At 67.3% G+C, this 20,781-nt stretch carries 21 protein-coding genes; 13 read left to right on the top strand and 8 right to left on the bottom strand.

From position 1 onward, the window contains the following. Nucleotides 1–13 precede the first annotated feature (13 nt). Nucleotides 14–823 carry a hypothetical protein gene (locus ACPTTF_RS18675; protein ID WP_423367704.1) on the bottom strand — a complete coding sequence of 270 codons (810 nt, stop codon included), beginning with the start codon at nucleotides 821–823 and terminating at the stop codon, nucleotides 14–16. A gap of 208 nt (nucleotides 824–1,031) precedes the next feature. Between ACPTTF_RS18675 and zigA the strand changes: the two genes are divergently transcribed. The 5 genes from zigA to ACPTTF_RS18700 are packed head-to-tail and all read left to right on the top strand — an operon-like array spanning nucleotide 1,032 to nucleotide 5,731. Then, complete coding sequence (gene zigA, locus ACPTTF_RS18680) at nucleotides 1,032–2,240, top strand: zinc metallochaperone GTPase ZigA (protein ID WP_423367705.1); 1,209 nt, start codon at nucleotides 1,032–1,034, stop codon at nucleotides 2,238–2,240. Nucleotides 2,241–2,298: 58 nt separating this feature from the next. After that, the gene (gene folE2 / locus ACPTTF_RS18685; protein WP_423367706.1) at nucleotides 2,299–3,219 is read left to right on the top strand and encodes a GTP cyclohydrolase FolE2; all 921 of its coding nucleotides are present in this window, start codon (nucleotides 2,299–2,301) and stop codon (nucleotides 3,217–3,219) included. After that, a complete protein-coding gene (locus ACPTTF_RS18690) occupies nucleotides 3,213–3,791 on the top strand; it encodes a 6-pyruvoyl trahydropterin synthase family protein (protein WP_423367707.1) in 579 nt (192 codons plus the stop codon). The genes folE2 and ACPTTF_RS18690 overlap by 7 nt, the downstream gene beginning before the upstream one ends. Further along, a complete protein-coding gene (locus tag ACPTTF_RS18695; RefSeq protein ID WP_166956536.1) occupies nucleotides 3,791–4,351 on the top strand; it encodes a carbonate dehydratase in 561 nt (186 codons plus the stop codon). Before ACPTTF_RS18690 ends, ACPTTF_RS18695 begins: the two co-directional genes overlap by 1 nt. Nucleotides 4,352–4,354: 3 nt before the next feature. Continuing rightward, entirely contained in the window at nucleotides 4,355–5,731 is a 1,377-nt protein-coding gene (locus ACPTTF_RS18700; RefSeq protein WP_423367708.1) for a dihydroorotase, read from the top strand. On the opposite strand, the gene ACPTTF_RS18705 is transcribed toward ACPTTF_RS18700, so the two are convergent. Further along, nucleotides 5,728–6,192 (bottom strand): Lrp/AsnC family transcriptional regulator, encoded by a 465-nt coding sequence (locus ACPTTF_RS18705; RefSeq protein ID WP_048245841.1) that lies wholly within the window; start codon nucleotides 6,190–6,192, stop codon nucleotides 5,728–5,730. The two genes, ACPTTF_RS18700 and ACPTTF_RS18705, sit on opposite strands and share 4 nt — an antisense overlap. 155 nt (nucleotides 6,193–6,347) lie before the next feature. Here ACPTTF_RS18705 and ACPTTF_RS18710 point away from each other — a divergent pair, with 155 nt between their 5' ends. Continuing rightward, nucleotides 6,348–6,974, top strand: coding sequence for a LysE family translocator (locus ACPTTF_RS18710; protein ID WP_423367709.1), 627 nt, complete (start codon nucleotides 6,348–6,350; stop codon nucleotides 6,972–6,974). 52 nt (nucleotides 6,975–7,026) lie between these two features. On the opposite strand, the gene ACPTTF_RS18715 is transcribed toward ACPTTF_RS18710, so the two are convergent. After that, nucleotides 7,027–7,875 (bottom strand): helix-turn-helix domain-containing protein, encoded by an 849-nt coding sequence (locus ACPTTF_RS18715; RefSeq protein ID WP_423367710.1) that lies wholly within the window; start codon nucleotides 7,873–7,875, stop codon nucleotides 7,027–7,029. Nucleotides 7,876–8,071: 196 nt separating this feature from the next. On the opposite strand from ACPTTF_RS18715, the gene ACPTTF_RS18720 reads away from it, so the two are divergent. Beyond that, the gene (locus tag ACPTTF_RS18720; protein WP_423367711.1) at nucleotides 8,072–9,025 is read left to right on the top strand and encodes a DUF2167 domain-containing protein; all 954 of its coding nucleotides are present in this window, start codon (nucleotides 8,072–8,074) and stop codon (nucleotides 9,023–9,025) included. Further along, complete coding sequence (locus tag ACPTTF_RS18725; RefSeq protein WP_423367712.1) at nucleotides 9,022–9,747, top strand: site-2 protease family protein; 726 nt, start codon at nucleotides 9,022–9,024, stop codon at nucleotides 9,745–9,747. The genes ACPTTF_RS18720 and ACPTTF_RS18725 overlap by 4 nt, the downstream gene beginning before the upstream one ends. A gap of 64 nt (nucleotides 9,748–9,811) precedes the next feature. On the opposite strand, the gene ACPTTF_RS18730 is transcribed toward ACPTTF_RS18725, so the two are convergent. Further along, nucleotides 9,812–11,191, bottom strand: coding sequence for an MFS transporter (locus ACPTTF_RS18730; protein ID WP_423367713.1), 1,380 nt, complete (start codon nucleotides 11,189–11,191; stop codon nucleotides 9,812–9,814). A gap of 246 nt (nucleotides 11,192–11,437) precedes the next feature. Between ACPTTF_RS18730 and ACPTTF_RS18735 the strand changes: the two genes are divergently transcribed. Beyond that, on the top strand, nucleotides 11,438–13,015 hold the full coding sequence (locus ACPTTF_RS18735; RefSeq protein ID WP_423367714.1) for an aldehyde dehydrogenase (NADP(+)): 1,578 nt from the start codon (nucleotides 11,438–11,440) through the stop codon (nucleotides 13,013–13,015). Nucleotides 13,016–13,161: 146 nt separating this feature from the next. On the opposite strand, the gene ACPTTF_RS18740 is transcribed toward ACPTTF_RS18735, so the two are convergent. Both ACPTTF_RS18740 and ACPTTF_RS18745 read right to left on the bottom strand, forming a co-directional pair. After that, on the bottom strand, nucleotides 13,162–13,533 hold the full coding sequence (locus tag ACPTTF_RS18740) for a type II toxin-antitoxin system VapC family toxin (protein WP_423367715.1): 372 nt from the start codon (nucleotides 13,531–13,533) through the stop codon (nucleotides 13,162–13,164). Then, on the bottom strand, nucleotides 13,530–13,727 hold the full coding sequence (locus ACPTTF_RS18745) for a type II toxin-antitoxin system VapB family antitoxin (RefSeq protein WP_006752328.1): 198 nt from the start codon (nucleotides 13,725–13,727) through the stop codon (nucleotides 13,530–13,532). Before ACPTTF_RS18745 ends, ACPTTF_RS18740 begins: the two co-directional genes overlap by 4 nt. A gap of 247 nt (nucleotides 13,728–13,974) precedes the next feature. Between ACPTTF_RS18745 and ACPTTF_RS18750 the strand changes: the two genes are divergently transcribed. Further along, nucleotides 13,975–14,526, top strand: coding sequence for a hypothetical protein (locus ACPTTF_RS18750; protein WP_423367716.1), 552 nt, complete (start codon nucleotides 13,975–13,977; stop codon nucleotides 14,524–14,526). Between the two features lie 183 nt (nucleotides 14,527–14,709). Here the strand turns inward: ACPTTF_RS18750 and kdgD are convergent, their stop codons facing one another. Beyond that, a complete protein-coding gene (gene kdgD, locus ACPTTF_RS18755; RefSeq protein WP_423367717.1) occupies nucleotides 14,710–15,624 on the bottom strand; it encodes a 5-dehydro-4-deoxyglucarate dehydratase in 915 nt (304 codons plus the stop codon). Nucleotides 15,625–15,854: 230 nt separating this feature from the next. On the opposite strand from kdgD, the gene garD reads away from it, so the two are divergent. Next, a complete protein-coding gene (gene garD, locus ACPTTF_RS18760) occupies nucleotides 15,855–17,408 on the top strand; it encodes a galactarate dehydratase (protein ID WP_423367718.1) in 1,554 nt (517 codons plus the stop codon). Nucleotides 17,409–17,493: 85 nt separating this feature from the next. On the opposite strand, the gene ACPTTF_RS18765 is transcribed toward garD, so the two are convergent. Continuing rightward, nucleotides 17,494–17,976 carry an Lrp/AsnC family transcriptional regulator gene (locus tag ACPTTF_RS18765; protein WP_166956571.1) on the bottom strand — a complete coding sequence of 161 codons (483 nt, stop codon included), beginning with the start codon at nucleotides 17,974–17,976 and terminating at the stop codon, nucleotides 17,494–17,496. Nucleotides 17,977–18,102: 126 nt separating this feature from the next. On the opposite strand from ACPTTF_RS18765, the gene ACPTTF_RS18770 reads away from it, so the two are divergent. Further along, nucleotides 18,103–19,254 carry a branched-chain amino acid ABC transporter substrate-binding protein gene (locus ACPTTF_RS18770; protein WP_423367719.1) on the top strand — a complete coding sequence of 384 codons (1,152 nt, stop codon included), beginning with the start codon at nucleotides 18,103–18,105 and terminating at the stop codon, nucleotides 19,252–19,254. Beyond that, on the top strand, nucleotides 19,251–20,741 hold the full coding sequence (locus tag ACPTTF_RS18775) for an aminotransferase class IV (protein ID WP_423367720.1): 1,491 nt from the start codon (nucleotides 19,251–19,253) through the stop codon (nucleotides 20,739–20,741). The genes ACPTTF_RS18770 and ACPTTF_RS18775 overlap by 4 nt, the downstream gene beginning before the upstream one ends. Nucleotides 20,742–20,781: the final 40 nt, after the last annotated feature.

Genomic DNA, 20,781 nt, shown 5'->3' on the forward strand with positions numbered 1-20,781 from the left:
GGCGCGCGCCGGGTCATTGATCGCCGGGAGGCGTGCCTTCCGGCGGCGCCGCTGCCGGCGCGGGCTGGGCGGCCAGCGGCGCGCTGCCTTCCGTTCCCGCGCGCCGGTACGACGCCAGTTCGTTCGAATAGCGCGCGGTGCGCACGCCGTTCGTGTCGTAGTACTCCTCGACCGACTTCACCCAGCGCCCGACCGCCGGCACATACCAGAACGCCTTGTAGGTCTTGCCGGTCTGTTCCGCCGTGCCGTTGTTGCGGCTTTGCATCACGATCGTCGAGCCGTTCACGTTGCGGGACACGCCGGACGTGATCGACTGCCCCGGTGCGCCTTGCGCCTTCCACGTGCCTTCGGCCTCGATCTTGATCGCATCGAATTTCCCGCCCTGCACCGTGACCGTGTCGGGGCCGACGACCTTGTAATGCGTGTCGTACGCTTCCGACGCGTGCTGCGGATTCGGGTGCGACTCGGTGTAACTGATCGCCCAGGTCTTGCCGACCGTCAGCGGAAACGCGAGCGGGCGGTTCACCACGGTTTCCGTGCCGTTGACGCTGCGCGCCCGGCTCCAGTCCGCGTCGACGATCAATTCGCGCGGCGCTTGCGTCGTGCCGCTTTGCCGGGTTTCGACGTAGATGTGCCCGGGTGTCGTGCGCTGCACGGAAATCTCGTCACGCGACTGGCGCCAGCCGTTCGGGCCGAGTTCGACGGTGTTGATGTAGGTCCAGGTATCGCCGGGCTTCAGCGTCGGGGCTGCGATCGATTGGGCGAGCGCGACGCAGGGCAGCGCGGCGCAGAGTGACAGCGCGGACAGTATTTTCTTGTTCATCGTGTGGGGAGTCGGCCAACGGTCTCGCCGGCAAGCTTATCAACCACACCTTTCAATCGGCATGCCACGCGCGGTGCGGATGCCGCCGTCCGTTCGTGCGAAAGCGATGCCTCGCGACCGATCTGCTGGACGCCCAAAATGATATGTTATATCGTTGCGATACAATGTATCACTCGATGATCGTCCACGTCCCTTCCGGAATCGCCCGATGAGCCTCGCACTCCCTCCGTCCACGCGTCTTCCCGTGACCGTCCTGTCCGGCTTCCTCGGCGCCGGCAAGACGACGCTGCTCAACCACATCCTGAACAATCGCGAGGGCCGGCGCGTCGCGGTGATCGTCAACGACATGTCCGAGGTCAACATCGACGCGGCGCTCGTCCGCGACGGCGGCGCGGGGCTGTCGCGCACCGACGAGAAGCTGGTCGAGATGAGCAACGGCTGCATCTGCTGCACGCTGCGCGAGGATCTGCTGATCGAGGTCGACCGGCTCGCGCGCGAAGGGCGTTTCGACCAGCTCGTGATCGAGTCGACCGGCATCTCGGAGCCGTTGCCGGTGGCCGAGACGTTCACGTTCGAAGGCGAGGACGGCCGCAGCCTCGGCGAAGTCGCGCGGCTCGACACGATGGTGACGGTGGTCGATGCGTTCAATTTCCTGCGCGACTACGCATCGCGCGACAGCCTGCAGTCGCGCGGTGAATCAATGGGCGACGAGGATGCGCGCACGGTGGTCGATCTGCTGATCGACCAGATCGAGTTCTGCGACGTGATCGTGATCAACAAGATCGACCTGATCGACGACAGCGCACGCGAGCGGCTGGTCGCGCTGCTGCGCGGCTTGAACCCGCGGGCACGGATCGAGATCGCCGAATTCGGCAAGGTGCCGCTCGAGCGCGTGCTCGACACGGGCCTGTTCGATTTCGACGCGGCGTCGCGCGCGCCGGGCTGGCTGCAGGAGCTGCGCGGCACGCACACGCCCGAGACTGACGAGTACGGCATCCGCAGCTTCGTCTACCGCGCGCGGCGGCCGTTCCATCCGCAGCGCTTCTTCGATCTCGTCGAAAGCGAATGGCCGGGCGTCGTCCGCTCGAAGGGGTTTTACTGGCTCGCCACCCATCCGACCGTCGCCGGTTCGTGGTCGCAGGCCGGCGCGGTCGCGCGGCACGGGCCGGCCGGCCACTGGTGGGCGGCCGTGCCGCCCGAGCGCTGGCCGCAGGACGCGGAAGCCGTCGCGCAGATCCGCGCGCGCTGGGACGAACGCGTCGGCGACGCGCGGCAGGAACTCGTGCTGATCGGCATGGACATGGACGAGCCCGCGCTGCGCGCGCGCTTCGACGCGTGTCTGCTGACCGACGCCGAGATGGCCACCGGCCCCGAACACTGGACCACGTGGGACAACCCGTTTCGCGACTGGCCCTGACCTGAACGCGCTTCCTGCATCGATCCGGATGGAGAAGGCGCTCCACCGGACCCCGAGCATGAATGCACCCCTTCCCGATATCTCCCTGACCGATGCCGCGCCGGGCCGCCGCCCGCTCGAATGGGTCGGCATGCAGGGCATCGACCTGCCCGTTGCGGTGGCCGAGCCCGGCTGCCGGCGCGACGTGCATGCACGCGCCGACGTGCAGGTCGACCTTCCCGCGCCGCACGTGAAGGGCATCCACATGTCGCGGCTGTACCGGCTGCTCGACGGGCTCGGCGATGGTGCGGCGCTGTCGCCGGCCGGCCTCCGGCATGTGCTGCATGCGATGGTCGACAGCCATCGCGACTGCGACACGCGCAGTGCGCGGCTACGGCTGCGCTTCGACCTGCTGGCGCGCCGCGCCGCGCTGGTGACTGACGGGCTCGCCGGGTGGAAGGCCTATCCGGTTCGGATCGACGCGACGTTGACCGACTTCGGGTTCGAGTTGCGCTCGGAGGTGACGGTCGTCTATTCGTCGACGTGCCCGTGCTCGGCCGCGCTGTCGCGGCACTGGGTCGAGCAGGCGTTCCTGGCTGCGTTCGGCCGCGACGATCGCGTGGAACCGGAGGCGGTCGCCGCGTGGCTGAAACGGCATGCGACGGCGGCTACGCCGCACAGCCAGCGTAGCGAAGCCGTCGTCAGCGTGGGGCTGCCGGCGGATGGCGCGACGCTGGGGCTGATCGACCTGATCGATCGCATCGAGCACGCGCTCGGCACGCCGGTGCAGACGGCCGTCAAGCGCGCGGACGAGCAGGCGTTCGCGGTGCTGAACGGCGGGAACCTGATGTTCGTCGAGGATGCCGCACGCCGGGTCCAGGCCGCGCTCGACGGCCGCCATGCGAACCCGCGCGTGCACGTGCGCCATCTGGAAAGCCTGCATCCGCACGATGCGGTGGCCTGGGCCGCGCCGGTTCGCGAAGGCGCCGACGCATGCTGATTCGCAAGCTGTTCCGGTTCGAGAACGCGCACGTGGTGCGCGGCTGCAGCACGCGGCGCTGCTCGCATTCGATTCACGGCCATTCGTACCGTGTCGAGTTGCTGCTGGAAGCGCATGCGCTGGATCACGGGCAGATGATCTACGACTTCGGGCTGCTCAAGGGCGACGTGCGCGACCTGATCGACGCGTTCGACCATGCGGTGACGCTATGGTCGGATGACGACCCGTGCTATGTCGAGAGCATGCGCCGGCATTCCGAGCGCTGGGTGCTGCTGCCCGTGTCGCCGAGCGCCGAGCAGTTCTCGCGCGTGTTGTTTCGCCTCGTCGATGCGGCGCTGTCCTGCACGCGCATGTCGAACGGCGAAGCCGGCGTGCGGCTGCATTCGATCATCGTTCACGAGACCGAGACCGGTTACGCGCAGTGTTTTCGCGACGATGCGTTCAACCCGCGCATGGGCCGCATCGACCTGGACGACATCGTGTTCGCGCCGGCCATCGCCGGGCAGTGGCGCGATCCGGGCCTGTTCGAGCGCATCAAGCGCGGTCGCTCCATTTCAACGCAGGAATCCTGATGATCAGAAAGAATCCGCGCGGCGACTTGCCGCAGATACATCCGAGTGCATTCGTCGATCCGACCGCCATTCTGTGCGGGCTCGTGATCGTCGAGGAGAACGTGTTCATCGGCCCGTACGCGGTGATCCGAGCCGACGAAACGGACGATGGCGGCCGGATCGCGCCGATCGTGATCGGAGCGCATTCGAACATCCAGGACGGCGTGGTGATCCATTCGAAGTCGGGCGCGAGCGTCACCATCGGCCAGCACACGTCGATTGCGCACCGCGCGATCGTCCACGGGCCGTGCAAGGTCGGCAACGGCGTGTTCGTCGGCTTCAACAGCGTGCTGTTCAACTGCACCATCGACGACGGCTGCGTGGTGCGCTACAACGCCGTCGTCGACGGCTGCCACCTGCCGCCGGGTTTCTACGTGCGCTCGACCGAGCGCATCGGGCCGGAAACCGATCTCGCCGCCTTGCCGCAGGTGACGGCCGACGCGAGCGACTTCTCCGAGGACGTCGCGCGTACGAACAATGCCCTGGTGCTGGGCTACAAGCACATCCAGAACGAGTTCTGAGTCATGGACGAATCCGTTCGACGTGAAGGAGGCGCGACCGACGCGCTGAAGCGACGCCATGTCGACCTGCTCGTGCACGGTGGCACGGCGATGACGCCCAACGGTGCCGAGCGGATCGACGTCGCGTGCGTGGACGGCCGCGTCGTCGCGCTGGGTGCGTTGCACGGCACCTGGAGCGCCGACGTCCTCCTGGATGCCGGCGGCCTGCATGTGCTGCCGGGTGTCGTCGACAGCCAGGTGCATTTCCGCGAACCGGGCCTGACGCACAAGGAGACCATCGAGGCCGGCACGCGCGGCGCGGTGCTCGGCGGCGTCACGACGATTTTCGAGATGCCCAATACGCATCCGCTGACGCTGACCGCGCAGGATCTGCAGGCCAAGCTGGAGCGGGCGCGCGGCCGTGCGTGGTGCGACTACGCGTTCTACATCGGCGGCTCGGCCGTGAACGCCGAATGGTTGCCGACGCTTGAAACCCTGCCGGGCTGCGCGGGCGTGAAGGTCTTCATGGGCAGTTCGTTCGGCGACCTGCTGGCCGACGACGAAGCCGTGCTGCGCCGGATCGTGCGCAACGGGCGGCGGCGCATGGCCGTGCACGCGGAGGACGAAGCGCGGCTACGCGAACGCCGGGCGCTCGTGGAGGCAAGCGGCGACGTGCGCGACCATCCGCGCTGGCGCGACCCGCAAAGCGCGCTGGATGCGACGCGGCGCATCGTCGGGCTGGCCGCCGAGACGGGCCGCCGGCTGCATGTGCTGCACGTGTCCACCGCCGAGGAAATGGCGTGGCTCGCTCGGCATCGGCGTCGCGTGACCGTCGAGGTCACCCCGCATCACCTGAGCCTGCATGCGCCCGATTGCTACGAACGGCTCGGCACGTTCGCGCAGATGAATCCGCCCGTGCGTGAGCGGCATCATCAGGACGCGCTGTGGCAGGCCGTTCGCGACGGCGTGGTCGACGTGATCGGCAGCGATCACGCGCCGCATACGCGCGACGAAAAGCGCCGGCCCTATCCGCAGTCGCCGAGCGGGATGACCGGCGTGCAGACGTTGCTGCCGCTGATGCTCGATCACGTGCATGCGGGCCGCCTGAGCCTCGAACGGCTGGTCGACCTGACCAGCGCCGGGCCGGCGCGCGTTTTCGGCATCGCGGGCAAAGGGCGCATTGCGGTGGGCTACGACGCCGATTTCAGCATCGTCGACCTGCACGCGCGGCGGATCATTCGCGACGAATGGATCGCCAGCATATGCGGCTGGACACCGTACGACGGGTGCGCGGTCACGGGCTGGCCCGTGCATACGGTCGTGCGCGGGCAGGTCGTGGTGCGCGACGGTGCGCTGAACGGGGAGCCGCAGGGGCAGGCCGTGACGTTCCTCGACACCTAGATCGGCAAGCGAACCGTCTGCTTGATGCGCTTCAGCGGAATCTCGGTTTCGACGTTGCGGACGCCTTCGATCTGCGTGAGCGTCTCCATCTGGAAGCGTTGGTAATCGTCGAGATCGCGGGCGATCACGCGCAGCAGGTAGTCGTAGCTGCCGGCCATCAGGTGGCATTCGAGCACTTCGGGCGCTTGTTCCATCTCGCGCGCGAAGCGTTCGACCGTCTTCTTGTCCTGGCGCTCGAGCGTGACGCGCACGAACGCCGTGAATCGCAGGTCGACGGCGGCCGGGTTCAGCAGCGCGACATACGCGTCGATCACGCCCTGTTCTTCGAGCAAGTGCACGCGGCGCAGGCAGGGCGTGGCGGACAGCCCGGCCTGTTGCGCGAGTTCCGCATTCGTCTGGTTCGAATTCTGTTGCAAAGCACGCAGAATGCGCCGGTCGATCGCGTCCAGTTTGGTTGGCATTTTTGACTACCCGATCGGTGAATGCTAGAGAATAGCGCCAATTACGAGAGTCGAAGTAGCCGAATACGCATCCAATCTCCATGGGAAGGCGCCGATAATCTGACGACAGGCCGGGCGATTCCCGCCCGTCGGCCATCCCGTTCAGGAGCTATCCCATGTCGCATCTATCCTGGCTTCCATTCATCGCAACGTCGCTGCTGATCATCGTCACGCCGGGTCAGGACATGGTTCTCGTGATGTCGCGCACGCTGTCCGGCGGCACGCGCGCGGGCCTCGTGACCGCCGCGGGCGTCAGCGTCGGACTGCTCGTGCACACGATGCTCGCGACGCTCGGGCTCGGCGCGCTGCTTCAGGCATCCGCATGGCTGTTCACGGCGCTGAAGGTGGTCGGCGCGTTGTACCTGCTGTACCTCGGCATCACGCTGTTGCGCTCGTCGGGCGAATTGACGCTCGCGAGCGGCGACGGCGCGCAGGCATCGCGGCTTCGCACGTTCGCGCAAGGCGCGCTGTCCAACGTGTCGAATCCGAAGGTCGCGCTTTTCTATCTCGCGTTCCTGCCGCAATTCGTGCCGGCGGGCGCCGCGCATCCGATGCTGTCGCTGTTCGTGCTGGGCGCGACCTTTGCCGGCCTGACGTTTCTCGTCAAGGGGCCGGTTGCCGTGTTCGCCGGCCTGCTGTCGGCATCGATCCGCCGCAACCCGCGGATACTGACGCGCATGCACCGCGTCAGCGGGGTGGTCCTGCTGGGGCTGGGTGTGAAGCTGGCGCTCGAGCGCCGCTGATCGCCGTTACCTCGTACGCGTGCCGCCGGCGCGATGGCGCCGACAGCACGCGTTACTGCACCGGCAATGCGTCCGCCAGCGCCCGCATTGCTTCCACCGTCTCCGGATTCGCGGGAAAAAACGCCTCGATCGCCAGCTCCGACAGTGTCACGTCGACCGGCGTGCCGAACACTGTCGTTGTGCTGAAGAACGTCAGCTCGCCGGCCGCCGTGCGCAGCCTTAGCGGCACGGCGATATCCGCGAAGTCGGCGCGCGCCGGCGGGTCGTCGGGTTGCCCGGCCGGCGCCGGATACGCGGCGAGCTCGTCGCGTAGCGCGTGCAGCGTGCGGTCGCCGCTTGCATCGATCTGCCGCTGCAGCCGATGCAGGATGTGCGCGCGCCATTCATGCCAGTTGACGATCTGCGATGCGATTCCATCCGGATGCAGGCTCAGCCGCAGCACGTTGACGGGCGGTTGCAGCAACGACGGATCGGCCTGCGCGACCAGTGCGCCGAGCATCCGGTTCGCGGCGAGCAACGTCCAGTGGCGGTCCACGGCGAGCGCCGGGTAGGGCTCGTGGCCGCGCAGCACGGCTTCGACCGCATGGCGCGCGGCATCGAGCTGCGGATCCGAAAACGGCCGTTCGCGAAACAGCGGCGCGAAGCCGGCCGCGACGAGCAGCGCATTGCGTTCGCGCAGCGGCACGTCGAGACGCTCGGCGAGATGCAGCACCATCTCGCGGCTCGGCTGCGCGCGGCCCGACTCGACGAAGCTCAGGTGACGCGCGGAGACTTCCGCGTCGAGCGCGAGCGCCATCTGGCTCAGGCGCCGGCGCTGGCGCCACGTGCGCAGCAGCGGGCCGATGCCGGCTGCGCGGCCGGCGGACGGGGAGGGCGAATGGAGGGCGGCGGTCGGGTTCATGCAGCAGATGATAGGCAATCCCGCGCACCTTGGGCATTACCTGCGACGTAAGCGTCGCGCCGTTCCCCGGGCGTATCACGGCGCTGCGTTACCATAGCCCCCGTGCCAACTGAGAGACGACGCCGGACCCGCGATTGAAAACGCATGGGCCGACGCCGTGCATATTTACGACAAGGCATTCCAGGGGAATCCAACAATGAAAAAACTTGCCGTCCGGCTCGCCTGCGTGGCGACGCTTGCATTCACCGCGATCAGCGGCCACGCGCAGACCGAAGCGGCTCAGGTGGAAATGAGGGCCGCCGCCGCGGCCGCCAACGACGCGGTCGTGAAGGGCCCGACCGACATCGATGTGAAACACGAAGCCGTGCTGAAGCTGAAAGCCGGCGAATCGTTCGTGCCGGCTGCCGAAGCTGGCCGCTACCTGCGCTCGATGGGCAACTCGATCGACGAAACGAAGCTGGTCGGCCTCGTGCTGCCCGACGATCCCGACGCCGACTGGATCTCGGTCGTGTCGTTCGAGCCGAGCGGCTATATTCGCGACGACGACGCGAAGGACTGGAAGCCCGACGAACTGCTGAAGAGCCTGCAGTCCGGCACCGAGGAAGACAACCCCGGGCGCAAGGAACGCGGCCTGCCGGAAACCGAGGTGGTCGGCTGGGCGAAGGCGCCCGCATATGATGCGGCCACGCATCGGCTCGTATGGTCCGCGATCATCCGCGACAAGGGCGCGGCCCCGAACGCCGAGAACGACGGCGTGAACTACCGGACGCTCGTGCTCGGCCGCGACGGCTACCTGTCGCTGACGATGGCGTCGACGCTCGCCGATCTGCCGAAATACAAGGCGTCGGCCGACGAGCTGCTGTCGAACATCAGCTTCAACGACGGCAAGCGCTACGCCGACTTCAACAAGTCGACCGACCACGTCGCCGAGTATGGCCTCGCGGCGCTGATCGTCGGCGTCGGCGCGAAGAAGCTCGGCCTGCTCGCGCTGATCGGCGCGTTCGCGGTGAAGTTCTTCAAGGTCGGCGCGGTCGCGCTGCTGGCCGGCGGCGCGGCGCTGAAGCGCTTCTTCGGGCGCAAGCCGAAGCCGGCCGCGGTGCCGGCCGTCGCCGACGCATCCGACGCATCCGGCACGGAGCGCAAGGAATGACGAAGCTGTTGCTGCTGATCTTCGGCGGCCTCAAGCTCGGCAAGGTGCTCGTGTCGGCGGGCACCATGCTGGCGTCGATCGCGGTCTACGCGCTGTTCTACGGCTGGCGGTTCGCGGCCGGTTTCGTTGCATTGCTGCTGGTGCACGAGGCCGGCCACTACATGGCCGCACAGCGGCGCGGGCTCGACGTCGGGCTGCCGACCTTCATCCCGTTCGTCGGCGCGTGGATCCAGTTGAAGGAGATGCCGCACGACGCGGAAACCGAGGCGTACGTCGGGCTCGCCGGGCCGTTCGTCGGCACGCTCGGTGCGCTGGCCTGCTACGCGGCCGCGCGCCACTACGACAGCAACCTGCTGCTCGCGCTGTCGTACACAGGCTTCTTCCTCAACTTGTTCAACATGATTCCGCTGTCGCCGTTCGACGGCGGGCGGATCACCGCGGTGCTGTCGCCGCGCATCTGGTTCGCGGGCGTACCCGTGCTGATCGCGCTGTTCGTGTACCGCCCGAGCCCGCTGCTGATCGTGATGGCGATCCTCGCGCTGCCGCAGCTACGGCGCGCGTGGCGCTACGATCCCGATGCGCCGGAGAACCGCGTGTACTACGCGACGTCGATCGAGACGAAGACGACGTACGCGCTGTGTTATGTCGGCCTGCTCGCGTTTCTCGCGCTGATGACGTCCGGCGTGCACGACATGCTGCGCGTCGCGCATTCGTCGACCTGACGCAAAAACGGCGGCCGTTTTCGCGGCCGCCGTCGTGTTCCATTTCCTTCCTGTTCGTCGCATCTCACGCGTCGCGATGGCGCAATTCGACGCGCCTGATGTCCTTCACGATCACGAGATAGCTGAATACCGTGACGAGTGCGTTCAGCCCGACGAACACGAGTGCGCCGTTGAACGAGCCGCTCGCGCCGACAAGGTAGCCGATCGCGATCGGCGCGACGATGCCGGCCGTGTTGCCGAACATGTTGAACAGGCTGCCCGACAGGCCGATCGCTTCCTTCGGCGCGGTATCCGCGACGACGGCCCAGCCGAGCGAGCCGATGCCCTTGCCGAAGAACGACACGGCCATCAGCACGATGACGAGCGCTTCGCTATCGACGTAGTTGCAGCCGATGATGACCATCGACAGCGCCATCCCGCCGACGATCGGGATCTTGCGCGCGAGCGTGAGCGACACGCCGCGGCGGATCAGCCCGTCCGACAGCATCCCGCCGAGCACGCCGCCGAGGAACCCACAGATCGCGGGCAGCGACGTCATGAAGCCGGCCTTCAGCAGCGACATCCCGCGCGCCTGCACGAGGTAGATCGGAAACCACGTGAGGAAGAAGTACGTGAGCACGTTCACGCAATACTGGCCGAGATACACGCCGATCAGCATCCGGTTCGACAGCAGCTGGCGCACGTAGTACCAGCCGGCGACGCGGCTGCCTTCCGAGCGCTGGCCGTCGGTGCCGCGCACGGTCGTGCGCACGAGGCCGCCGCCCTGCTCGATGTGCTCGAGTTCCGCGCGGTTCACGGCCGGATGGTCGGCCGGGTCCTTCATCACGCGCAGCCACAGGAACGCGAGCGCGACGCCCGCGAGGCCGAGCCACAGGTACACCTGGTGCCAGCCGTACGCATGCGTGAGCCACGCCATCAGCGGCGAGAACACCACGGCCGCGAAGTACTGCGCGGCGTTGAAGATCGCGGACGCGGTGCCGCGCTCGGCGGTCGGGAACCAGCTCGCGACGACTTTCGCGTTCGCGGGAAAGGCGGGTGCTTCGGCGATACCGACCGCGAAGCGCATCGCGAACAGCGCGGCGACCGCGAACGCGGCGCTGCCGCCGAGGCCGATCGTGCTCTGCAGCAGCGTGAATGCCGACCACAGGAAGATGCTTGCCGCATACACGCGCCGTGCGCCGAACCGATCGAGCAGCCAGCCGCTCGGCAGTTGCGCGAGCACGTACGCCCAGCTGAACGCCGAGAAGATGTAGCCCATCGTCACCGGATCGATGCCGAACGCCTTGCGGATCGGCGTGCCGGTGATCGACAGCGTCGCGCGGTCCGCATAGTTGAGCGTCGTGACGACGAACAGCATTGCCAGGATCCAGTAGCGCACGGCGGTCCGGCGCGCGGTGCGGGCGAGGTCGAGCGGAAGGTCGCGGGAGGTGGTCTGATTAGGCACTTTAATGTACGTCGTCGTATGACATGACGGCAGTTTATTGGCAATAAGCAAACGCAGAAACCTCGGGTTTTCCCTCGCGATGATGACGTGAAATGGTAATAACTCCGGGGATTCTCTCGTGGAATAAGGATTTCTCGCGCATTGGCGCTGGTCCGGCAGTTGGCGTGAATATTGATGTTTGGTGGGCGGACATCATATCTGTTGGGCTACAATGAGCCACCTATTCCCGAACCACGGAGCACACCCATGCAACTGACAGGAGAGATGCTGATCGGCGCCGAAGCGGTAGTCGGCTCGGCCGGTACCTTGCGCGCGTTCAACCCGTCGAAGGGCGCGCCGATCGACGCGCCGGCGTTCGGCGTCGCGGCGCAGGCCGATGTCGAGCGCGCCTGCGAACTCGCGCGTGACGCGTTCGACGCGTACCGCGCGCAGCCGCTCGCGGCCCGCGCGGCGTTTCTCGACGCGATCGCCGATGAAATCGTCGCACTCGGCGACGCGCTGATCGAGCGCGCACACGCCGAAACGGGCCTGCCCGTCGCGCGGCTGCAGGGTGAGCGCGGCCGCACCGTCGGCCAGCTCCGGCTGTTCGCGCGCGTCGTGCGCGACGGCCGCTTCCTCGCCGCGTCGATCGATCCCGCGCAGCCTGCCCGCACGCCGCTGCCGCGCTCGGACCTGCGGCTGCAGAAAGTCGGGCTCGGGCCCGTCGTCGTGTTCGGTGCGAGCAATTTCCCGCTCGCGTTCTCGGTGGCAGGCGGCGATACGGCGTCGGCACTCGCGGCCGGCTGCCCGGTGATCGTGAAGGCGCACGAGGCGCACCTCGGCACGTCCGAGCTGGTCGGCCGCGCGATCCGCGCCGCCGTCGCGAAAACCGGCATGCCGGCCGGCGTGTTCTCGCTGCTGGTCGGCCCCGGCCGTGTGGTCGGCGCGGCGCTCGTCAGCCATCCGGCGGTCCAGGCCGTCGGCTTCACGGGGTCGCGGCAGGGCGGCATGGCGCTCGTGCAGCTCGCGAACGCGCGGCCGCAGCCGATTCCCGTCTACGCGGAAATGAGCAGCATCAACCCTGTCGTGCTGTTCCCGGCGGCACTCGCCGCGCGCGGCGACGCGATCGCGACGGGCTTCGTCGATTCGCTGACGCTCGGCGTCGGCCAGTTCTGTACCAACCCGGGCCTCGTGCTCGCGATCGACGGCCCCGATCTCGACCGCTTCGAGACCATCGCCGCGCAGGCGCTCGCGAAGAAGCCGGCCGGCGTGATGCTTACGCGCGGCATTGCCGATGCGTATCGCAACGGCCGCGGCAAGCTGGCCGAACTGCCGGGCGTGCGCGAAATCGGCGCGGGCGAAGCCGCGCAGACCGATTGCCAGGCCGGCGGCGCGCTGTACGAAGTCGGCGCGCAGGCATTCCTGGCCGAGCCGGCGTTCAGCCACGAGGTGTTCGGGCCGGCGTCGCTGATCGTGCGCTGCCGCGATCTCGACGAAGTCGCGCGCGTGCTCGACGCGCTCGAGGGCCAGCTGACGGCCACGCTCCAGATGGACGCCGACGACAAGCCGCTCGCCCGCCGCCTGCTGCCGATCCTCGAACGCAAGGCCGGGCGTCTGCTCGTGAACGGCTACCCGACCGGCGTCGAGGTGTGTGACGCGATGGTGCATGGCGGGCCGTTCCCCGCGACGTCGAACCCGGCCGTCACGTCGGTCGGCGCGACGGCGATCGATCGTTTCCTGCGGCCGGTGTGCTACCAGGATTTCCCGGACGATCTGCTGCCGGAAGGGCTGCAGGAGAAGAATCCGCTCGCGATTCCGCGGCTGCGGGACGGGAAGGTGGAGTGACGGGCAGGATCGGCTGAGGGCGGGATTCCCGGCGGCCGGTGCGTCGGGGTCGGTGTCTGCACGCGGAAACCAAAAGGCGGAAGTGGCCGGTGGGCCGCTTCCGCCTTTTTTGCATGATGGATTTCGGTGCTGCCGGGTTTGTTCGGTCAGTGAGCGGGGTGGGCGGCGAGTTGCAGACGTTCGGCCGCAGCCAGCAGACGGCGGTCGCGTGTCCACAGCTTGCTGCCGCTGGTCAGTCGGACCGACGCGAGCAGGTGGGCATCGACGTAACCGATGCCGAGTCCGTAAAGTGGCGCGACGTCGATCATGCGTTGAACTTCGTCATCGGTTGCTGCCGCGGCGGCGGGGAGGTCGCGTAGCGCATCCAGCACGGTTTCGCGATCACGCAAGCTGCCGAGCGCAAGTTCGCCGGCGACGAACGGATGGATCAATACCCGTTCGGCTTCCAGCAGCGTGGTGAGCGTTGCATCGCCAGCGCTCAGGTGATCGATCCAGACCGAAGTGTCGACAAGAATCATGCTGGCTCCGATGGACGGCGCGGGACGGATTCGAGATCGGGTTCGGTGCCGCCGAGGCGCGCCAGCCGTCGTGCGCTTTCACGAGCAATCAGCGCACGCAGCGCTTCTCTGACCAGCGCCGATTTTTCGGTGACGCCGGTCAACTGCTGCGCTTTGGCGAGCAGGGCGTCGTCCAGCGATAAGGTGGTGCGCATGATCGGCTCCGAAAAGATCGAGGCATCAGTTATGTCACCGATTGATGTCGCTCGTGATGCGGTGTGCCGATAGGGGGTGAGCAGGCGTGGTGTCGGATCGGGTGGTCGGCGTGGCGGTACCGAGTGTAAAACGGTCGTAAATGGCGCCTTCCCCGTTCCCCGAATTTCTCCTACAGTAGCGAAGCCTCGGCCCAGCCGGCCCGCAGGCAAGCCTGAGAGACCGAAAAAAACACCGAGGGAACCTCCAATGAACATCAACAAGCGTGGCGATCACCTGTTCGCGGCCGGATTGTGGAAAGCGATCGGCGACGTCGCTAAATCCGTGCGCACCCAGATCGGCCAATACAGCGAAGGGCGCGTGCTCGCGAATGCGCTGCTGGAATTTCAGCGCGACTTGGGCGGCAGCGAATTCGACGTGACGATTAACCAGGGGCGGCTCGTCATGGGCGCCGACACGCATTCGCTCGTGTTCGGGCAGGCCGTGCGCCGTTTCCGGCAGGACATGGAAGCGCTGGTGTTCGCGCTCCAGTATCGGCGCGGCATCGACGAACGCGACTCGAATCTGCGCACCGAAGCGTTGATGCAGGCGAACAGCCAGCTCGCGACTGCGAAGCAGTCGGCGACGATCACGGTCGGCCGGTTCTTCGATGCGGTCGTCGACCGCGACGTGCTCGGACAGATCCTCGACGGCGAATCGAATGCTCGTACGCGTGCGGGCACGCAGGGCCAGATCGAGGCGACGCGGGTGAGGCTCGCGAACGTGCGTCACCGGATCGTCGGGATCATCGCGCAGATGTGACGGGGCCGGACGGCCTGCAAGGCGGGGCGGCGTCAGGCGAAGCGCTGCGCCGGAGGCGTCACGCATCGCGGCGGGTGCGTGCGCGGATAGTGCTGCGAACGGTCGCAACACCGTCGAACCGGCGCGCGACGCAACAACCGGCCGGCGCGGCGCCGATCAGGGCCCCGCGCCGGCCATCCCCGCTTACTGCGGGCCCATCTTCTTGATCAGCACGTCGAGCTGCGCGACTTCTTCGTCGTTGAGATCGACGAGCGGTGCACGCACCGGGCCTGCGTCATGGCCGACGAGCTTCGCGCCCGCCTTCACGATGCTGACCGCATAACCTGCGCGGCGATTGCGGATCTTCAGGTACGGCAGGAAGAAGTCGTCGATCAGGCGGCCGACGGTGGCGTGGTCGTCTTTCGCGATCGCTTCGTAGAATTCCATCGCCGTCTTCGGGATGAAGTTGAACACGGCCGACGAATACACCGGCACGCCGAGCGCCTTGTATGCGGCCGCATAGACTTCCGCCGTCGGCAGGCCGCCGAGGTACGCGAAGCGGTCGCCGAGGCGGCGGCGGATCGTGACCATGCTCTCGATTTCGCCGACACCGTCCTTGAAGCCGATCAGGTTCGGGCAACGGTCGGCGAGGCGCTCGAGCATGTCGGCATTCAGCTTCGAATTCGCGCGGTTGTACACCACGACGCCGATCTTCAGCGCGCGGCACACCTGCTCGACGTGATCGGCGATCCCTTCCTGGCTCGCCTCGGTCAGGTAGTGCGGCATCAGCAGCACGCCGCTCGCGCCGAGGCGCTCCGCTTCCTGCGCATACTCGATCGCGACGCGCGTCGCACCGCCCGCGCCGGCGAGGATCGGCACCTTGCCCTTGCAGGTTTCCGTTGCGACGCGGATCACGTCCGAATACTCGCGCTGCGTGAGCGAGAAGAATTCACCGGTGCCGCCGGCCGCGAACAGCGCGCTCGCACCGTACGGCGCGAGCCATTCCAGGCGCTCGGCATAGGTGCTCGGGCGGAAGCTGCCGTCGGCGTCGAAATCCGTCAGCGGAAACGACAGCAGGCCGTGGGAGATGATCTGTTTGAGTTCTTGCGGTGAAGTCATGGTTGGGGTCGTCCGTCTAGCGCGAGTGCTGGGTTCGTCGGGAACGGCATACGAGCCGAATTGGCGATGTCGTTGTATGTCATCGTACAACGAGGGGAAAGGTGACGCAAGCGGTTTGCTGGTCGCTCAAGGGTAGGGTCTTTCCGGATAAGGGTTTACGCAGCATCGTCGGGTGAGGTTGAATGTCGTATGATGACTAACAATATGGCCGATAGCCTCCAGGAATTGCAATGACTGCTTCCCCTCTCTACATCCGCGTGCACCCGGACGACAACGTCGCGATCGTCGTCAACGACGGCGGCCTGCCCGAAGGTGCGACGTTCGCCGACGGGCTGACGCTGTGCGAAGGCGTACCGCAGGGGCACAAGGTCGCGCTCGTCGATCTCGCGGCCGGCGACCCGGTCGTCCGCTACAACGTGGTGATCGGCTACGCGCTGACCGACCTGCGGCGCGGCAGCTGGGTCAACGAGCGCACGATGCGCATGCCGGAGCCGCCGGGGCTCGACGACCTGCCGCTTGCGACCCGTGCCGCGCCGCCGCTGCCGCCGCTCGAAGGCTATACGTTCGAGGGCTTCCGCAATGCCGACGGCTCCGTCGGCACGCGCAACATCCTCGCGATCACGACGACCGTGCAGTGCGTGTCGGGCGTCGTCGAGCACGCGGTGAAGCGGATCAAGGACGAACTGCTGCCGCGCTACCCGAACGTCGACGACGTGGTCGGGCTCGAGCACACGTACGGCTGCGGCGTCGCGATCGACGCACCCGACGCCGACATCCCGATCCGCACGCTGCGCAACATCAGCCTGAATCCGAACTTCGGCGGCGAGGTGATGACGGTGAGCCTCGGCTGCGAGAAGCTGCAGCCCGAGCGCCTGCTGCCGCCCGGCACGATTCCGGTGACCGCCGACGGCGCGACGGACAACGGCGGTGTCGTGTGCCTGCAGGACGCCGCGCACGTCGGTTTCAACTCGATGATCGACTCGATCATGAAGATGGCCGAATCGCATCTCGAGCGGCTGAACCGCCGCCGGCGCGAGACGTGCCCGGCGTCGGATCTCGTCGTCGGCGTGCAGTGCGGCGGCAGCGACGCGTTCTCGGGGCTGACTGCCAATCCGGCCGTCGGCTTTGCGGCCGACCTGCTGGTGCGGGCGGGCGCGACGATCATGTTCTCGGAAGTGACGGAAGTGCGCGACGGCGTCGCGCAGCTCACGTCGCGTGCGGCGAACGAGGACGTTGCGCGCGAGATCATCCGCGAGATGGACTGGTACGACCGTTACCTGCAGCGCGGCCGCGTCGACCGTAGCGCGAACACGACGCCCGGCAACAAGAAGGGCGGCCTGTCGAACATCGTCGAGAAGGCGATGGGCTCGATCGTGAAGTCGGGCAGCGCGCCGATCGCCGGCGTCGTGCGTCCCGGCGATCGCGCGAAGCAGAAGGGGCTGCTGTACGCGGCGACGCCCGCGAGCGATTTCATATGCGGCACGCTGCAGCTCGCAGCGGGGATGAACCTGCACATTTTCACGACCGGCCGCGGTACGCCGTACGGCCTCGCGCAGGTGCCGGTGATCAAGGTCGCGACGCGCAGCGATCTCGCGCGCCGCTGGCACGACCTGATGGATCTCGATGCGGGGCAGATCGCGACCGGCGCGGCGACGATCGAGGACACCGGCTGGGAACTGTTCCGGCTGATGCTCGACGTCGCGAGCGGCAAGCGCCGCACGTGGGCCGAGCAATGGAAGCTCGCGAATGCGCTGACGCTGTTCAACCCGGCGCCGGTGACCTGACACGCGCGGCCGTTGCCGCCGGACGATGCGGGCGCCCGAGGGCGCCCGTTTTCATTGCGGCGCGTGTGGCCGCGACGGGCGATCGTTACGCGATGTCAATCGGCAGCGACAGCCCGACCTTGACGCGCGACATCACGACCATCGTCTCGAAGTGACGAATGTTGTGGTGCTGCCGGAATACACGCGTGGAAAACTCCTCGTAATGGTCGATGTCGCGCATCGCGATCATCAGCACGAAATCGGCGCGCCCCGTCACCACATAACACTGCATGACTTCCGGCAGCGATTTCAGGAACCGCTTGAATTCGTCGAGCAGGTCGACCCGTTCGCGTTCGACCTGCACGAGCACGAGCATCGTCAACGGGAGGCCGACCTTGGTCGGATCGACGACGGAAACGTCCTGCTGGATATAGCGCTCGTCGCGCAGCCGCTTCACGCGGCGCAGGCACGCGGGCGGGCTCAGGCCGATCTCGGCGGCGAGCGCCTGGTTGGTGATCTGGTTGTCATGCTGGAGGCGGGCGAGGATTCGCAGGTCGAAATCGTCGAGCGGCGCGGCGGCGGGGTTCATCGGATTTCCTTCGGAGAGAAAAAACGAAACAAACGCACGAATGAGGTCGCCCGATGTTTATCGGATTTCGCGACGGCTGCCGATAATCGTAGCATCCGTCAACGACGAAGCTGCGAGGAAAACATCATGCGTTCCCGACGTCTGCTGCTGGCGCCGCTTGTGCTGCTGGTGCCTCTTGTGTCGCTTGTGCCGGCCGTTCCCGCGTTCGGCGCGGACACGGTCGTCGTGGGTTTTGCCGGCGCGCTCACGGGTGCGCAGGCGCATTTCGGCGAGGACAGCGCGCGCGGCATCCGGCTCGCGATCGACGAAATCAACGCGGCGCATCCAAGCGTCGCCGGGCATCCGGTCACGTTCGCGCTCGACGCGCAGGACGACCAGGCCGACCCGAAGGTCGCGACGACGGTCGCGCAGCGCTTCGTCGATACGCACGTCAGCGCCGTGATCGGCCACCAGAATTCGGGGACGTCGATCGCCGTCGCGCGGCTCTACGCGACGGCGAACATTGCGGAGCTGACGCCGTCGGCCACCAACCCGGCGTTCACGCGTCTCGGCTATCGCACCACGTTCCGGATGCTCGCGAATGACGACTTCCTCGGGCAGGCCGTCGCCCGCTATGCGGTCGAGCAGCTGCACGCGCGCCGCATCGGTGTCGTCGACGATCGCACGGCCTACGGGCAGGGCATCGCGGACGTGTTCGCCGATGGGCTCGGGAAGACAGGCGCCGCCGTGGTCGCACGCGAATACACGACCGACAAGGCGTTCGACTTCGGCGCGCCGCTGACGCTGATCAAGGGCCGTGCGCCCGACGCGATCTTCTTCGGCGGCATGGACACGCAGGGCGGGCCGATGCTCAAGCAGATGAAGAAGCTGCGGATCGCCGCGCCGCTGCTGGGTGGCGACGGTCTGTGCACGCACGAGATCCTGAAACTGGCCGGCGATGCGCTTGACGGCAACCTCGTGTGCGCGGACGGCGGCCGAAGCCTCGCGAAGATGCCGGGCGGCCCCGCGTTCGCGGCGCGCTTCACGCAGCAGTACGGCGCCCCCGTGCAGCTCTACGCACCGTACGCCTACGACGCGATGATGGCCGTCTACCACGCGGTGATGCTCGCGCAGTCTACCGATCCGGCGAAGATCGTCGACGCGCTGCATCGCGTCGACTTCCAGGGCGTGACCGGCCGGATCGCGTTCGACGCGAACGGCGAGCTGCGCAACCCGGCGGCGACGATTTCGACGTTCAAAGGAGGCAACAAGGTGACTTTGTCGGAGATAGTGAAATGAATACGCGGATTCTTCCCGTGGGCACCGCATCGCTGCGCGACGTCGCGCGGCCGGTCGGCGACGTTACCGATCCCGCCGTGCGCGAAGCGGCAAGCGCACTGCGCGCCGCGCTGCGTGCGTTTCGCGACGAACACGGTTTCGGCCGCGCGGTCGCCGCGCCGCAGATCGGCGTCGGGCAACGGATGATTGCGCTCGCGCTGGACGGCTGGCCCGACGTGATCGCGAACCCCGAAATCGTGTGGCGCAGCGAGGCGCGGATGACGCTGTGGGACGACTGCATGTGCTTTCCCGACCTGTTCGTGCGTGTCGAGCGCCATGCGTCGGTGAGCGTGCAGTACACGACGCTCGACGGCGAGCTGCATCGGCGCGACGCGCTGTCGCCCGATGTGTCGGAGCTGATGCAGCACGAGATCGACCACCTCGACGGCAAGCTGTCGTTCGATCGCGCGGCGGGGCCGAATGCGGTCGTGCATCGCAGCGTGTTCGACGCCGATCGTGCGTCGTTTGCCGCGCAGGTCGACTATGCGCCGCACGCGCCCGACGCAAAACGTACGGCGCCGGAGAGCATTCAGTCTGCCGGAGCACCCGTGTATCCGCCGGGCGCCGCGTACATGAACGGCCGCTTCATTCCGATCGCCGATGCACGCGTGTCGGTGCTCGACTGGGGCTTCCTGCATTCCGACGTCACGTACGACACCGTGCACGTGTGGAATGGCCGCTTCTTCCGTCTCGACCAGCACATCGCGCGGTTCAGGCGCTCGCTGGCGAGGCTGCGGCTGGACGTACCGTTGAGCGACGACGCGCTGCGCAACATCCTCGTCGAATGCGTGCGCCGCTCGGGCCTGCGCAACGCGTACGTCGAAATGCTGTGCACGCGCGGCGTATCGCCCACCTTCAGCCGTGACCCGCGCGACGCGGTGAACCAGTTCATCGCGTTCGCGGTGCCGTACGGCTCGGTTGCGAACGAGCGGCAGTTGTGCGAGGGCCTGCACCTGCATCTGGTCGACGACGTGCGGCGGATTCCGCCCGAATCGGTCGATCCGCAGATCAAGAACTACCACTGGCTCGACCTCGTCGCGGGGCTGCTGAAGGGTTATGACGCAGGCGCGGAGTCGGTCGTGCTGAAGTGCACGGACGGCAGCATCGCCGAAGGGCCCGGGTTCAACGTCTTCATCGTGCGCGACGGCCGGCTTCGGACGCCCGAGCGCGGCGTGCTGCACGGCATCACGCGGCAGACCGTGTTCGAGCTGGCGGCGTCGATGGGCATCGACGCGCAGGCCGGTCGCGTCGACGATGCGCAACTGCGCGAAGCGGACGAGGTGTTCATCACGTCGACGGCCGGCGGGATCATGCCCGTCACGCGGCTGAACCGCGTGCCGATCGGCGACGGCCGGCCGGGCCCGATGACGCGCCGGCTGTTCGATGCGTACTGGGCGAAGCACGAGGATCCGGCGTGGAGCCTGGCGGTCGACTACGCGGCCGGCTGATCGCGGCGGCGCGGGCGCGATTTCCTTACCTCGTACGTAA

It is taken from the genome of Burkholderia crassaminum (genome assembly GCF_964265005.1).
Taxonomy (GTDB): Bacteria; Pseudomonadota; Gammaproteobacteria; order Burkholderiales; family Burkholderiaceae; genus Burkholderia.

What these genes read in the sequence shown, in the direction of transcription:
- folE2 (WP_423367706.1), top strand. Translation starts at nt 2,299, where the DNA reads ATGAATGCACCCCTTCCCGATATCTCCCTGACCGATGCCGCGCCGGGC.
- ACPTTF_RS18710 (WP_423367709.1), top strand. Translation starts at nt 6,348, where the DNA reads ATGTCGCATCTATCCTGGCTTCCATTCATCGCAACGTCGCTGCTGATC.
- ACPTTF_RS18695 (WP_166956536.1), top strand. Translation starts at nt 3,791, where the DNA reads ATGATCAGAAAGAATCCGCGCGGCGACTTGCCGCAGATACATCCGAGT.
- garD (WP_423367718.1), top strand. Translation starts at nt 15,855, where the DNA reads ATGACTGCTTCCCCTCTCTACATCCGCGTGCACCCGGACGACAACGTC.
- ACPTTF_RS18700 (WP_423367708.1), top strand. Translation starts at nt 4,355, where the DNA reads ATGGACGAATCCGTTCGACGTGAAGGAGGCGCGACCGACGCGCTGAAG.
- ACPTTF_RS18740 (WP_423367715.1), bottom strand. Translation starts at nt 13,533, where the DNA reads ATGATTCTTGTCGACACTTCGGTCTGGATCGATCACCTGAGCGCTGGC.
- ACPTTF_RS18720 (WP_423367711.1), top strand. Translation starts at nt 8,072, where the DNA reads ATGAAAAAACTTGCCGTCCGGCTCGCCTGCGTGGCGACGCTTGCATTC.
- kdgD (WP_423367717.1), bottom strand. Translation starts at nt 15,624, where the DNA reads ATGACTTCACCGCAAGAACTCAAACAGATCATCTCCCACGGCCTGCTG.
- ACPTTF_RS18775 (WP_423367720.1), top strand. Translation starts at nt 19,251, where the DNA reads ATGAATACGCGGATTCTTCCCGTGGGCACCGCATCGCTGCGCGACGTC.
- ACPTTF_RS18690 (WP_423367707.1), top strand. Translation starts at nt 3,213, where the DNA reads ATGCTGATTCGCAAGCTGTTCCGGTTCGAGAACGCGCACGTGGTGCGC.
- ACPTTF_RS18750 (WP_423367716.1), top strand. Translation starts at nt 13,975, where the DNA reads ATGAACATCAACAAGCGTGGCGATCACCTGTTCGCGGCCGGATTGTGG.
- zigA (WP_423367705.1), top strand. Translation starts at nt 1,032, where the DNA reads ATGAGCCTCGCACTCCCTCCGTCCACGCGTCTTCCCGTGACCGTCCTG.
- ACPTTF_RS18675 (WP_423367704.1), bottom strand. Translation starts at nt 823, where the DNA reads ATGAACAAGAAAATACTGTCCGCGCTGTCACTCTGCGCCGCGCTGCCC.
- ACPTTF_RS18715 (WP_423367710.1), bottom strand. Translation starts at nt 7,875, where the DNA reads ATGAACCCGACCGCCGCCCTCCATTCGCCCTCCCCGTCCGCCGGCCGC.
- ACPTTF_RS18765 (WP_166956571.1), bottom strand. Translation starts at nt 17,976, where the DNA reads ATGAACCCCGCCGCCGCGCCGCTCGACGATTTCGACCTGCGAATCCTC.
- ACPTTF_RS18770 (WP_423367719.1), top strand. Translation starts at nt 18,103, where the DNA reads ATGCGTTCCCGACGTCTGCTGCTGGCGCCGCTTGTGCTGCTGGTGCCT.
- ACPTTF_RS18705 (WP_048245841.1), bottom strand. Translation starts at nt 6,192, where the DNA reads ATGCCAACCAAACTGGACGCGATCGACCGGCGCATTCTGCGTGCTTTG.
- ACPTTF_RS18735 (WP_423367714.1), top strand. Translation starts at nt 11,438, where the DNA reads ATGCAACTGACAGGAGAGATGCTGATCGGCGCCGAAGCGGTAGTCGGC.
- ACPTTF_RS18745 (WP_006752328.1), bottom strand. Translation starts at nt 13,727, where the DNA reads ATGCGCACCACCTTATCGCTGGACGACGCCCTGCTCGCCAAAGCGCAG.
- ACPTTF_RS18725 (WP_423367712.1), top strand. Translation starts at nt 9,022, where the DNA reads ATGACGAAGCTGTTGCTGCTGATCTTCGGCGGCCTCAAGCTCGGCAAG.